Annotated in this window: 9 protein-coding genes, 1 tRNA gene and 1 rRNA gene; 9 read left to right on the top strand and 2 right to left on the bottom strand. The window is 37.4% G+C overall.

From position 1 onward, the window contains the following. Window positions 1-11 precede the first annotated feature (11 nt). Window positions 12-956, top strand: coding sequence for a deoxyhypusine synthase (locus AOG55_RS00290; protein WP_048101738.1), 945 nt, complete (start codon window positions 12-14; stop codon window positions 954-956). 55 nt (window positions 957-1,011) lie between these two features. On the opposite strand, the gene AOG55_RS00285 is transcribed toward AOG55_RS00290, so the two are convergent. Continuing rightward, entirely contained in the window at window positions 1,012-2,340 is a 1,329-nt protein-coding gene (locus AOG55_RS00285) for an MFS transporter (protein ID WP_052656774.1), read from the bottom strand. A gap of 112 nt (window positions 2,341-2,452) precedes the next feature. On the opposite strand from AOG55_RS00285, the gene rrf reads away from it, so the two are divergent. Next, a 5S ribosomal RNA gene (gene rrf, locus AOG55_RS00280) occupies window positions 2,453-2,573 on the top strand. Window positions 2,574-2,617: 44 nt separating this feature from the next. Then, entirely contained in the window at window positions 2,618-3,910 is a 1,293-nt protein-coding gene (locus tag AOG55_RS00275; RefSeq protein WP_048101737.1) for a tryptophan--tRNA ligase, read from the top strand. Here the strand turns inward: AOG55_RS00275 and mtnA are convergent. Next, window positions 3,886-4,902, bottom strand: coding sequence for an S-methyl-5-thioribose-1-phosphate isomerase (gene mtnA, locus AOG55_RS00270; protein WP_048101736.1), 1,017 nt, complete (start codon window positions 4,900-4,902; stop codon window positions 3,886-3,888). The genes AOG55_RS00275 and mtnA overlap by 25 nt on opposite strands. Before the next feature lie 321 nt (window positions 4,903-5,223). Here mtnA and AOG55_RS00265 point away from each other — a divergent pair. From AOG55_RS00265 to AOG55_RS00240, 6 genes are all read left to right on the top strand, one after another. Then, window positions 5,224-5,297, top strand: a tRNA-Lys gene (locus AOG55_RS00265). A gap of 12 nt (window positions 5,298-5,309) precedes the next feature. After that, window positions 5,310-5,570 (top strand): DNA-directed RNA polymerase subunit H, encoded by a 261-nt coding sequence (locus AOG55_RS00260; RefSeq protein ID WP_054963859.1) that lies wholly within the window; start codon window positions 5,310-5,312, stop codon window positions 5,568-5,570. Further along, window positions 5,571-9,161 carry a DNA-directed RNA polymerase subunit B gene (locus AOG55_RS00255; protein ID WP_048101735.1) on the top strand — a complete coding sequence of 1,197 codons (3,591 nt, stop codon included), beginning with the start codon at window positions 5,571-5,573 and terminating at the stop codon, window positions 9,159-9,161. It abuts the gene before it with no gap. Then, entirely contained in the window at window positions 9,158-11,821 is a 2,664-nt protein-coding gene (gene rpoA1 / locus AOG55_RS00250) for a DNA-directed RNA polymerase subunit A' (protein WP_048101734.1), read from the top strand. The genes AOG55_RS00255 and rpoA1 overlap by 4 nt, the downstream gene beginning before the upstream one ends. Next, the gene (gene rpoA2 / locus AOG55_RS00245) at window positions 11,818-13,341 is read left to right on the top strand and encodes a DNA-directed RNA polymerase subunit A'' (protein WP_055040742.1); all 1,524 of its coding nucleotides are present in this window, start codon (window positions 11,818-11,820) and stop codon (window positions 13,339-13,341) included. Before rpoA1 ends, rpoA2 begins: the two co-directional genes overlap by 4 nt. A gap of 17 nt (window positions 13,342-13,358) precedes the next feature. Then, on the top strand, window positions 13,359-13,790 hold the full coding sequence (locus tag AOG55_RS00240; RefSeq protein ID WP_048101732.1) for a NusA-like transcription termination signal-binding factor: 432 nt from the start codon (window positions 13,359-13,361) through the stop codon (window positions 13,788-13,790). Window positions 13,791-13,796: the final 6 nt, after the last annotated feature.

Below are 13,796 nucleotides of genomic sequence, written 5' to 3'. Positions count from 1 at the left end.
TATATTGTTATATGGCAGATCAAATAAACAGAGATGAGCTATTAAAAGACCCGGTTAAAGATGAGCATATTAATAAAAATACAACCCTTGGAGAATTAATTAATATTTTTGCCAAGAGTGGTGGATTTACCTCCAAAAAAATTTATGAGGGGTATGAAATACTAAAAGAAGAATTTACAAGTGATGAAACCACATTTCTGTCCTTTCCTGCAGATATTATATCAACAGGAACAAGAGGTATTATAAATCAGCTTGTAAAAAATAAACTGGTGGATGTTATAATTACAACAAACGGTACACTAGACCATGATATAGCCAGAACATATACAAATTATTATGCAGGTACATTCAATTTCGGTGATACCTTATTAAGGGATTTAAGAATCAACAGGCTTGGTAATGTGTTTGTACCGGACGAAAGTTACGGTGAAATTATAGAAAAAAAGGTAATGCCAGTACTCGAGGAGCTTTATAAGGTCAAGAAGGAATGGGCAGGCTGGGAACTCATAAGGGAAATAGGGCTTAAAATGCACGATGACAACTCAATATTGTACAACGCGGCAAAAAATGATATACCCATATTTGTTCCCGGCATTACTGATGGTTCTGTTGGTTCACAGCTCTGGTCATTTTATGAAATGAACCATGACTTTAAAATAAATTTATTGGAGGATGAGCATAAATTATCTGACATAATATTTGATGCAAAAAAAACAGGTGCATTAATGATAGGTGGCGGCATATCAAAGCACCATACAATATGGTGGAACCAGTTCAGGGATGGTCTGGATGAGGCGGTTTATGTAACAACAGCCCAGGAGTATGATGGGTCATTATCTGGTGCAAAACTTGAGGAGGCAATAACCTGGAAAAAGGTTAAGGAAAATGCAAAATTTGTAAATATTTATGGAGACGCTACAGTTATATTGCCAATACTTCTTGGGCCATTCCTGTAAATTTAATTTATTTTTAATAAATTATTATCATTTGTTCTGATATTTATTTAAATTTTTACGTAAGGGATTTATTTTTTGTTTCGGGTGCGTATTTAATTGTAATTATAAGTCCTATTAACTCGAATACTGCGAAGTATATTACTATTGTTTTTAAACCATACAATGCATCAATAATTGGAAATGAAAAAACTGCAAGTATGGAACCAAGTCTTGATACAGATGTTGCAAAGCCCATTGCTGTTCCCCTTATACGTGTTGGGAAAATCTCTACAGGATATGCATATGTCATTGGGCTTGGCCCCAGATTATGGAAGAAATGTACAATACCAAATGCACTGAAGGTCATAATTAACCCAACAACCATGTATATATTCATGAAAAAGAATATAATAAGTGCAATGAACGATCCTAAAAATCCAATTATTAGGAGAGATTTTCTGCCTATTTTATCCACATAGTATATTGCTATTAAAAATCCTATAAATACTGGTATGGATTCTGCCATACCTGTAAACACTATATAAAGGTCTGCATAATAGGATGTGATCTCTGTTGAAAATATCAGGGGTGAATATGTCCATATGCCATAGCTAACAATGTCATAGGAAAACCATGCAACTGAAATAAAAATGGAATAGACAAGATATTTCCCCTTTAAAACGTCCCTGATTTTAGAACCACCAACCTCAAGTTCAGGGATTTTATTTATTCTGTATCCTGTATATTTTTCCATTTCAAGCCTTGCCCTCTCACCAGCATTTTTACCAAATTTGTGCTGTATCCAGTATGGGCTCTCTGGCATTTTTTTCCTAGAATATAATACCAAAATGGGGAATATTGCACCGATTATATACATAAATCTCCATGCATTTACACCAGTAAAAAGCACCAATGGAACGGCGACAAATAAAAAAATTATTGATCCAATTGAAAATGAAAAAATGTTAATTAAAAGGTATTTTCCCCTTACCTTTTTTGGAGAAAATTCGGCCTGTATTGATGAGCTTATTGGATAATCAGCACCAATACCCAACCCCACAAGAAATTGAAAAATTGAAAAGTTTACGTAATTTGTTGAAAATCCAGTTAAAAAAATAAATATGGAAACTGCTATTAAATCGTAGACATAAATATATCTCCTGCCATAAATGTCTGCCATTTTACCAAAAATAATGCTGCCAGCAAAAACTCCCAGAATTGATGAAATACCCATAATTGAAATCTCATAGCTTGTTAATGCCATTACCTTTATTAAATATAGAAGGGCATATGAGAATACAGTAAGTGTGTATCCATCCATCATTATACCCATGGAGGATAGAATTGTTATTTTCTTTAACATGGGGGTTTGTGGTATGTCCTCAATAGTGTTATACGCCATCATTAAATGTTAATTACAGGTAAATATATAAAAATTTTTGTAATTACTCATATATAAGTAATATTGTCCATCCATTACCGCGAAAATATTATATACCGGCATGTAATTTCTATTAGACGACGGCCATAACATCGGGGAAATACCAGGTCTCTTTCCGAACCCGACGGTGAAGCCCGGTGTGTTTCATACTGTACTATCTTCCGCGAGGGGATGGGAACTATGTTTCGCTGTCGTTATTTATATTTAACAAAATTAATTAACCCTCTTATTATTACCTTTTATGATTAACCCTTGGAGTTCAAAACAATATTTTGATTATGAAAAATTAAAAAAGGATTTTGGAATAGAAAATACAGATAATTTTTTTAATCATTACCTTTTTACAAGGAGATTAATCTTTGGTCAGAGATCCATAAGTTATATAGAGTTTGCAATAAAGAATAAAATGCCTTTTAATGCCGTTACAGGGCTAATGCCATCTGGAGAAATGCATCTGGGGAATAAGATTACCATAGACCAGATGATGTATTTTCAAAGCCTTGGTGCCAGGGTTACAATAGCAGTTGCTGACCTTGAATCATATGCAACAAGGGGCATATCATTTGAAAAGGCAAGAAATATTGCAATAAATAATTATATTGTTAATTACATATCCATGGGATTAAAACCCTGCAATATATACTTTCAATCAGAAAATTTTGATATGCAGAAAACTGCATATGTTTTATCAAACGAAACAAACATGTCTGAACTGAAGGCAATATATGGCCTGGAGGATTCATCATCCATTTTACATGTAAATGCCCCAATAATACAGGCATCAGACGTACTTCATGTGCAGTTAGGAAAATACGGTGGCCCTGCTCCAACAATTGTTCCTGTCGGAGTTGATCAGGACCCTCATATAAGATTAATGCGCGATCTTGCCCAGCGGTACAGAATATACAATGTAAAGAAGGAAAATACTGGAATATCAGTATATATCAGGGGAAAAAATGACCCGCATGAGTTTATTGATAGGGCTGTTGAAATCCTTTCAAAGAATTTATACAAAACCGAAATTAATTATGAATACAGATCAATAAAAATATCAAATTCAGTCCCAGAGGATGATATTAAAATCGATATCATTCTGGCAAACCTTGAAAAGGACTTTAATGATATGACATTTATAGGGCCATCTGCAACATTCCAGAAGCTTGAAACTGGTCTAAAGGGCGGAAAAATGTCCTCATCTGTACCAGATTCATTGATATCACTCAATGATGATCCAAAGGAGGCTGAAAGGAAAATAAAAAATGCGGTCACCGGAGGAAAAAAAACTATTGAGGAACAGAAACAGTTTGGCGGCAATCCAGATATATGCCCGGTCTTTGAACTTTATGCCTACCATAATCCTGATAATGAATATGTTACAAGGGTGTACGATGAGTGCAAGGGTGGTGCAAGAATGTGTGGCTCATGCAAGGCCGAGGCTGCTGAAAATATATCAAAATTCTTAAAAGATTTAAAAGAAAAAAGGGATGAATCCATGACAAAGATTAATGATTATCTCATGAATAAATCCCTTTGAATCATGGAATACAGATTCTTTAGCTCCTCTGGTTTAAATAAACCATATTCAGTTATAAAGGCGGTTACATATTCATGTGGGGTAACATCGAATGCAGGATTTCTTGCATGGCTTTCTGCCGGGCCCAAATGCTTATCATTTACAATTAGAACCTCATTTTCATCACGCTCTTCTATTGGTATTTCATCACCTGATTTGATTGAAAAATCAAATGTGCTTCCTGGAGCAGCAACATAAAATGGTATGTTGTTTACCCTTGCCAGTACTGCCTTTTCATATGTGCCTATTTTATTTGCAAAGTCACCATTGGCCGCTATTCTATCGGCCCCAACTATTACAAGATTTACATCCTTATTTTTCATGAAATATCCGGCCGCATTGTCTGCTATGATTGAATGTTCTATTCCCTCCTGCTGAAGTTCCCATGCAGTAAGTCTGGCCCCCTGCAATCTGGGCCTGGTCTCGTCAACGTAAACAAAAATATTTTTGCCGCTATCGTGTGCAATTCTCATCGGTGCCAGTGCAGTACCCCAGTCAACCACGGCCAAAGCTCCAGCATTGCAGTGTGTTAGTATCTTATCACCAGACTTTATTAATTCATTGCCGTATTCCCCTATTTTTTTTGATCTGGCTGTAATTTCCATTGCATACCTCCTTGCTGCCGATTCTGCAAATTTATTATTTTTCATATAATCAATAGCCTTAAAGAGATCATATGCTGTCGGCCTAGATGATGCAATGCGCTTAACAGCCTCATCCATATTTTCCTTATTCTTACTGGCCATGGCAAGACCATATGCGGCTGTTACGCCAATTGCGGGGGCACCCCTAACCACCATGTTTTTAATTGCATAATATATATCATCACTATTTTTAGCGGTAAAAATTTCAATTTTATCTGGTATCAATCTTTGGTCTATCAGCTTTACCTCTCCATTTTCATACCAAACAGCAAGCAGTGTTTTTGTTTCACCATCAATATTAACTTTCATGTTTAGATAATATCAAATCAAATATTAAATTTGCCCATTATCTTAATTTATTGCAAAATAATCTGGTTTATCAATTTTATTTAGGTTATTATCTAAAAAATTAAAACCTGAATTGACCAACAAATTTTCAGAATACTAATATGATAAAATATCTATAATATTCATTGGTGTAATAAATAAGTGTATTAAAATTAAAAATAATAGATAACCGGTGAAAAATCAACATAAAAAAGTAAAAATTTAAAATACTATTTCGTGATATGGTTAAATACACAAAAAGTTATATCCATAAATAATATATTATAGCGAGCTACTTTGTATGGGTCCGTAGCTCAGCTAGGTAGAGCGTCTGGCTTTTAACCAGGCGGTCAGGGGTTCAAACCCCCTCGGACCCGTTTGGTGATAAAATGAGTAAGTTTAATGTGCTTGAGCACGAGATAGTGCCTGAACACCATTTGGTGCCTGTTGAAGAGGAATATAAAGTTTTAAAAATGCTGAATGTTACAAAGGAAAACCTCCCAAGGATAAGCATTAATGATCCTGCCGTTAAGGCACTGGAGGAAATCCATGGAAAGTTAGAGCCTGGGAGAATAATTAAAATTATACGGAAGAGTCCGACTGCAGGCTACTATGAATATTATAGAGTAATTGTGAAGAGTGTGATATAAATGAACCCAATTTTGGATGCTTTTTTTAAATCGGAAAGTGTTGTAAACTATCAGATTGACTCCATGAATTATTTTTATGCATCAAAAACAAACCCGGATAATATAATGCAGCAGATTGTTGATGAGACAAAAATATCTGATGATGCCACACCAGGTGTTATAGAACTTGACACAGCAAAAACCCATGGCCGTGAAATTAAAATCTATTTTGGCAGGGAAAGGGATGAGAATGGAAAACCTGTGGGTGACCCAACAATATGGGTTGATAAACCTGAAATTAAGGAGGCCTCAGGTGCATCAAATCAAATAACACCGCAAGAGGCAAGATTAAGGGACCTAAATTATATGGCCCCTATTATACTTCGCTTAAAGGTTGTCGAAGATGGAGTTGAAAAGGATACAAGCACAATAAAAATTGGTGAAATACCAGTCATGGTAAGATCAAAAATATGCACGCTGTCCGATCAAAATCTTGATTTATATATAGAAAAAAATAACGGCCCTATTGACGGAACAAGGGAGGAGAAATTAAAATATGTTGATGAGGACCCAACAGACCCCGGGGGATATTTCATTATAAAGGGAACAGAAAAGGTCATTGTCTCACTTGAGGATCTTGCACCAAACAAGATACTTGTTGAATATGAGGAGAAATACGATTCCAAGGTTGAGGTTGCCAAGGTTTTCTCACAGAAAGGCGGATTCAGGGCATTAATATCAATGGAAAAGGGCAATGATGGAATTATTAATGTATCAATACCCACAGTTGCAGGCAGCGTTCCACTTGTTATTTTAATGAAGGCTCTTGGAATAGAGAAGGATGTTGATATACACAATGCCATATATTCTGATATAAGAATGGATCCATTAATTTATGCAAACATAGAAGATGCAAAGAATCCAAAAATATTACCACCAAATGGTGTCAATACAAAGGATGATGCCATATCATACCTGGAAAAAAGATTTGCAGCGGGCCAGGCCAAGGAATTCAGGGATAAAAAAATCGTACAGATGCTTGACCGTGCGCTATTGCCACATCTTGGTGGAGATGTTTCAGACAGGCTTAAAAAGGGCATATACCTTGGAAGAATGGCAAGATCACTTTTGGAATTAAATCTTGGTATAAGAAATGTTGATGATAAGGATCATTATGCAAATAAAAGGATAAAATTATCCGGTGACCTTCTTGATGAGCTTTTTAGAAATGCATTTCAATCTGTAATGAAGGATCTAAAATATCAGCTTGAAAAAACCTATAATAAAAAGAGGGGAATAAGGCTTAGACCTGCTGTTAGGCAGGATCTATTAACACAAAAAATCCTTCATTCAATGGCCACAGGAAACTGGATAGGCGGTAGAACTGGTGTTTCACAGCTTCTTGATAGAACATCCAATATGGCCACGCTAAGCCATCTTAGAAGGATTATATCGCCATTAACCAGATCACAGCCGCATTTTGAGGCGAGGGATTTGCATCCAACACAGTGGGGAAGAATATGCCCCAATGAAACACCCGAGGGCCAGAATTGTGGACTGGTTAAAAATGCCTCATTAATAATCAATGTAACCCAGGGTATTGATCCTGATATAGTTTATAATGAACTGAAAAATATGGATATTTATGAAATAACACAGGAGGAATTCTCAGGCAGGGTATATTTAAACGGAGACTTTATAGGTTATCATGACGACCCTGCAACATTAACAGAAACAATAAGGAATTTAAGGAGATCCGGAAAGATATCCAATGAGGTTAATGTAAAATATGATAGAAATACAAACGAGGTTATTATAAACTGCGATCGTGGAAGATTAAGAAGGCCACTGCTTGTGGTTAAGGATGGCAAAACAGTCCTTAACGAGGACATGCTTGAAAAATTAAGGATGGGTGACTATACAGTCAATGATCTGGTAAAGCTTGGGGCTATTGAATGGCTTGATGCAGAGGAGGAGGAAAATGCATACATTGCAGTTTATCCATTTAGCTTCCCGGAAAAATGTCCAAACTGTGGCGAGGTTCTGTATAGAAATTCAGTAACATGGGTAAATCCTGGCGAGGATAATGTTGTTCTTGAATGCGATAAATGTCATGCAAGGTTTAAGGGCACAAATCTTCTAGAAAAGGATCATACACACTGTGAAATTGACGCATCAATGATCCTTGGTGTTGTTGCATCCTTAATACCATATCCTGAGCATAATTCATCTCCAAGAATTACAATAGCCTCTGCAATGATTAAGCAATCCATAGGGCTTCCCGCCGCAAATTACAGGATAAGAACAGATACGAGAGGTCACCTGTTGCACTACCCACAGGTACCACTGGTAACAACAAAGGTTATGGACTTTATAAAATATTACAGAAAGCCTGCAGGCCAGAATTTTGTTGTCGCAATATTATCATATCATGGTTATAACATGCAGGATGCCATAATAATGAATAAGGCATCAATAGAAAGGGGCCTCGGAAGAAGTGCATTCTTTAGAACATACACGGCAGAGGAAAAGAGGTATCCAGGAGGCCAGGAGGATAAATTTGAGATACCGAGCCATGATGTAATAGGCGCCAGGGCAGAAGAATTTTATAAAAATCTGGATGAGGATGGTATAATAGAGCCAGAATCCAGGGTTGAAGGTTCCGATGTTCTTGTTGGAAAAACATCACCACCTAGATTTCTAGAGGAGGAAAATGCCGACAAGCTTGGGCCTTTAAGGAGGAGGGAATCCTCTGTTACGGTAAGACCAAATGAGTCAGGTTATGTTGACAATGTATTCCTTACGGTTTCAGAAAGCAACAGCAAGATAGTTAAGGTGAAGGTCAGGAGCGACAGGATACCTCAGCCAGGAGATAAATTTGCCTCAAGGCATGGACAGAAGGGTGTAATCGGCCATGTTGTTCCTCAGGAGGATATGCCATTTACCGAGGATGGCATAATCCCGGATTTATTATTTAATCCTCATTCAGTGCCTTCAAGAATGACCCTTGGACATGTGCTTGAGATGATGGGCGCAAAGGTTGCAACCATGAGTGGAGAGAATATAGATTCAACAATATTCGATGGCCAGCCTGAAAAGAGTCTAAGAGAGGAACTTAAAAGATACGGTTTCAGGGAATCAGGTAATGAGGTAATGTATGATGGTATAACTGGCAGAAAATTTAAGGTTGATATATTCATAGGGGTTATTTATTATCAGAAGCTTCATCACATGGTGGCAAGCAAATTCCATGCCAGATCCAGAGGGCCAATACAGATATTAACAAGACAGCCCACAGAGGGCAGATCAAGACAGGGAGGTCTCAGATTTGGTGAGATGGAAAGGGATACATTAATTGCCCACGGTGCATCAATGGTTATAAAGGATAGGCTGCTGGACCAGAGTGATGGAACAATACTTTATGTTTGCGGCAACCCCTCATGCGGCCATATAGCAATATATGATTTCAGAAAGGGTACATTAAGATGCCCTGTATGCGGTAATACAGGAAATATATATCCAATAGAGACCAGTTATGCATTTAAATTAATGAGAGATGAATTAAGCTCCATGGGAATTGTCATGAGGCTTGAACTGGGTGATATGAAATGAGTTTTAATAATGTTTCTAAAAGAATTGAAAAAATAAAATTTGCATTACTTTCACCTGAGGAGATTAGAAAAATGTCCCAGGTTAGGGTTATTACACCAGATACCTACGATGATGATGGTTACCCAATAGAAAAAGGGTTAATGGATCTTCACATGGGTGTTATTGAACCAGGACTTAAATGTGCCACATGCGGTGGCAGGGTAGATGAATGTCCGGGCCATTTCGGGCATATCGAACTTGCCATGCCTGTTGTGCATATAGGCTTTGTCAAGGAAATTAAAAACATGCTTGATTCTGCATGCAAATCATGTGGGAGAATTAAATTAACAGATGAGGAAATAGAAACATATAAAAAGCAGTTAAGTGCAATAAATTATGAAACAGAGGACCCTGAAATTATAGATCTAACATTAAAGAAGATCCTTGACGTTGCAGCACAGAGGGTAAAATGCCCACACTGCGGGGCCGACAGCCCAAAGGTAATACTGGATAAGCCAACAACATTCAGGGAGGGTGGAATAAAAATAACACCCAAGGAAATAAGGGAAAGGCTTGAAAAAATACCTGATGATGACCTTATATTTTACGGTCTAAATAAGGATGCAGCAAGGCCGGAATGGATGGTTTTAACAGTATTACCGGTTCCACCAATTGATGTAAGGCCATCAATAACATTGGAAACAGGAGAGAGAAGTGAGGATGATCTTACACATAAGCTTGTTGATATAATAAGAATATCCCAGCGGCTTAGGGAAAGCAGGGATAATGGATCACCACAGCTGATTATAGAGGATCTGTGGGACCTTCTTCAGTACCATATAACAACATATTTTGACAATCAGACTGCCGGAATACCGCCTGCAAGGCACAGGTCTGGCAGGGCATTAAAAACCCTTGTTCAGAGATTAAAGGGTAAGGAGGGTAGATTCAGGGCAAATCTATCAGGTAAAAGGGTAAACTTTTCGTCAAGAACTGTTATATCACCTGAGCCATTCCTATCAATTAATGAGGTTGGAATACCTGAAATAGCTGCAAGGGAGCTTACTGTTCCTGTAATAATAAACTCATTCAATATAGACAAAATGAAGGAATGGATAAAAAGGGGGACATCACCAAGAACGCCTGACGGCAAGTACATTGCCGGAGTCAATTATCTTATCAGGCCAGATGGGCGCAGAATAAAGATTACAGATCAGAATGCTGAAATCAACAGTGAGAGGGCCGACATAGGATGGACAGTGGAACGCCAGATGACCGAGGGCGATATAGTCCTGTTTAACAGGCAGCCATCACTTCACAGAATGTCAATGATGGCCCATACAGTGAGGGTACTTCCTGGAATGACATTTAGATTTAATCTTGCTGTTTGCACACCTTACAACGCAGATTTTGACGGGGATGAGATGAACCTTCATGTTATTCAAAGTGAGGAGGCCAGGGCAGAGGCAAGAATAATAATGAAGGTTCAGGAACAGATTTTATCCCCAAGATTTGGAGGGCCAATTATAGGGGCAATACACGATCATATAACAGCCCTTTTCCTCCTAACACATAATAACCCATTATTCTCAGAGGAGGAATTTATACACATAACATCCTACTTAAATATAGATAAAATGCCTGATCCTGTTATAAAGGATGGCAAAAAATATTATCACGGCAGGGATATTTTCTCACTTATACTGCCAGAGGGCATAAATATGAAATTTAAGAGCCATCTCTGTGCCGGTTCCAAGGATAAATGCGAGTATGAAAATGACCCTGAGGATACATACGTTGTCATAACCAACGGAAAATTAATACATGGTACAATAGATGATGAGGCTGTTGGCCCATTCTCCGGTGTAATTGTAGATAGAATATTTAGAAAGTTTGGACCTGACGCTGCCGCCAAATTTGTTGATAATGTAACACGCCTTGCCGTTGGGTTCCTGAGTTTTAATGGATTCTCAACCGGAATTAAGGATTATGATATACCTGCAGATGCAATTGCAAGGATAGAGGAAATATCAAACGAGACCATAGAAAAGATAGACAAGCTAGTTGAGGCTTTCAGGGCAGGACAATTACAGCCAATGCCTGGAAGATCAATTGAGGATACGCTTGAGGTTGAAATACTTGGTGAAACTGGTTCAGTAAGGGATGAATCAGGTAAAATAGCATCATCGTACCTTGGTCTAAATGACCCATCAGTTATTATGGCAAGATCAGGTGCCAGGGCAAAAATGCTGAACATTGCAGAGGTTGCGGGTATGGTTGGCCAGCAATCAGTTAGAGGTGGAAGGCTTAATAGAGGTTATGCAAACAGAACCCTGCCGCACTTCAAGGAGAATGATCTTGGTGCCTATGCCAGAGGATTTATTAAATCATCCTACAGGGCAGGGTTGAGTCCCACAGAGTATTTCTTCCACAGTATAGGAGGAAGGGAAGGCCTGGTGGATATCGCCGTACGTACTTCAAGGAGTGGATATATGCAGAGAAGATTAATTAATGCATTTGAAGATCTTAAGGTAGATCCAGAAAGAAGGGTTGAGGATACTGTTGGGTCAATAGTACAGTTTAAGTACGGTGAGGATGGCATAGATCCAACACGCAGTGATGAGGGCAAAACCATTGATATTGATTATATAGCATACGATGAGCTGGGTGATGAACAATGAATGTAATTCTATGGAAGGATACAAAAAAGAATATTTCAGATATAGAAAAAAAGGCTCCATGTTATTATGCCATAGATTTTGATATACCCGCAGATATAACAAAGGGATACATAACCACAGATAAAAAGAATTTTGAGTATGAAACATCAATTTCTGAGATAAAAAAGTATGATGAAAACACAGATAAGGATTTATTATTCAAAAAGAAGCCCGCATCTGTTACTGTTATAAAAATTGATTCAATTAAAAAGATAGATAAAAAACCAATTTCAGATTTTAAACTTAATGATAACAAATCAGAGATTGATTCATTTGCAGAAGGGGAGGAATTTACAGTTGAATATAAGGAAAAATCTGAATATAAGATTCCAGAGAAGGATGAGGATGTTATTGCGGATTTTAAGGCACGTGGATATAACTTTCCATTATCTGTTGTTGATAAGCTGGCAAAGTATAAAAAGGAACTACCACCAGATAAGTATGAAAAACTATTAAAAAGGGTTAATTTGGAAATAGAAAAACGTGAGGTCGACCCATATGAGGCTGTTGGCATTATCGCAGCCCAGAGCATAGGTGAACCCGGAACACAGATGACTATGAGGACATTCCACTTTGCAGGTGTGGTGGAAATGAACGTTACCCTCGGCCTTCCAAGATTAATCGAAATAGTCGATGCAAGAAGGATACCAAGCACACCGTCAATGACAATTTATCTTACCAAGGAATACAAAAATGATGGTGAGAAGGTAAAGCAGCTCATAAAAAATCTTGAAAATACAGCCATAATCGATGTTGCGGATATTATTACAGATGTTGGAGACATGTCCCTTACAATTAAACTTGATGCATATAAAAGTAAGGACAGGCTTGTAAATATTTCTGATGTAATTAACGCCCTTGATAAGATAAAGGGGATAATATACAATCAGGTAGATAATGAGAGAATTTTAATAAAATTACAGCAGGAATCATTTAAGAGGTTATACCAGCTACAGGAGCAGTTAAAGGTTACACCGATAAAGGGCGTGCCAAAAATAAAGAGGGCAATAGCAAGATACGATAATTCCAGCAATGAGTGGATATTATACACGCAGGGTTCCAATCTAAAGGATGTATTAAATATAGAAGGCGTTGATCCAACAAGGACATATACAAATGATATAATAGAGATAGAAAACGTTCTTGGAATAGAGGCTGCAAGGAATGCAATATACCATGAGGCTGAAAACACATTAAGCGAGCAGGGACTTGACGTGGATAAACGGCATTTAATGCTTGTATCTGATATGATGACCTTCTCAGGTGCTGTAAGGGCAGTTGGAAGGCAGGGAATATCTGGAAGAAAAAGCAGTGTACTTGCCAGGGCCGCATTTGAAATTACATCAAAGCATCTGCTTAAGGCGGGCCTTCTTGGAGAAATTGACCCATTAAGTGGTGTGGCGGAAAACATTATTGTTGGACAGCCCATAACACTTGGTACCGGTGCAATAGATCTTGTCTATAAGGGGCAGAAAAAATAAATGGTAGGGTAATTTATATGAATGAAATAACTCTTGATAATACAACGCTTGGTTATATTAAGCTATTTGAAAGCTACACAAAAACAAATGTTTATGAATGCCTTGAAAATGAGGAGATGGTATTATTCGTAGTTGGGGAGCGAAAGCTGGCAGAGATATTTAAAAAACATGAAAAAATTATAACAGACCTAAAGGATAAAATAAATAAAAGAATACTCATGGCCGAATATTCTCCAGACCTTCTTACATTTGTGCATAACCTGTTTTTTAGGTACGATGTCAAGGAAATAGATCTGATCTGGAAGGATAATGCAACCAATGTGTTTGTGTCAATTGCACCTGAAAATATCGGAAGGGCTATAGGAAAGGAGAGCAGAAATGTAAAATTAATGAGGGATGCCATTGCCAGATATTTTAAGATTAAAAATGTGATTATAAAGCAAAGATAAATATAT

The organism is Acidiplasma cupricumulans (assembly GCF_001402935.1).
Taxonomy (GTDB): domain Archaea; phylum Thermoplasmatota; class Thermoplasmata; order Thermoplasmatales; family Thermoplasmataceae; genus Acidiplasma; species Acidiplasma aeolicum.
The sequence above is the reverse complement of the archived record's forward strand: the minus strand, read 5'-3'. Positions and strand labels throughout refer to the sequence as shown.

Excerpts from the sequence above, each read along its gene's own strand:
- AOG55_RS00290 (WP_048101738.1), top strand. The coding sequence starts at position 12 with ATGGCAGATCAAATAAACAGAGATGAGCTATTAAAAGACCCGGTTAAA.
- AOG55_RS00285 (WP_052656774.1), bottom strand. The coding sequence starts at position 2,340 with ATGATGGCGTATAACACTATTGAGGACATACCACAAACCCCCATGTTA.
- AOG55_RS00275 (WP_048101737.1), top strand. The coding sequence starts at position 2,618 with ATGATTAACCCTTGGAGTTCAAAACAATATTTTGATTATGAAAAATTA.
- mtnA (WP_048101736.1), bottom strand. The coding sequence starts at position 4,902 with ATGAAAGTTAATATTGATGGTGAAACAAAAACACTGCTTGCTGTTTGG.
- AOG55_RS00260 (WP_054963859.1), top strand. The coding sequence starts at position 5,310 with ATGAGTAAGTTTAATGTGCTTGAGCACGAGATAGTGCCTGAACACCAT.
- AOG55_RS00255 (WP_048101735.1), top strand. The coding sequence starts at position 5,571 with ATGAACCCAATTTTGGATGCTTTTTTTAAATCGGAAAGTGTTGTAAAC.
- rpoA1 (WP_048101734.1), top strand. The coding sequence starts at position 9,158 with ATGAGTTTTAATAATGTTTCTAAAAGAATTGAAAAAATAAAATTTGCA.
- rpoA2 (WP_055040742.1), top strand. The coding sequence starts at position 11,818 with ATGAATGTAATTCTATGGAAGGATACAAAAAAGAATATTTCAGATATA.
- AOG55_RS00240 (WP_048101732.1), top strand. The coding sequence starts at position 13,359 with ATGAATGAAATAACTCTTGATAATACAACGCTTGGTTATATTAAGCTA.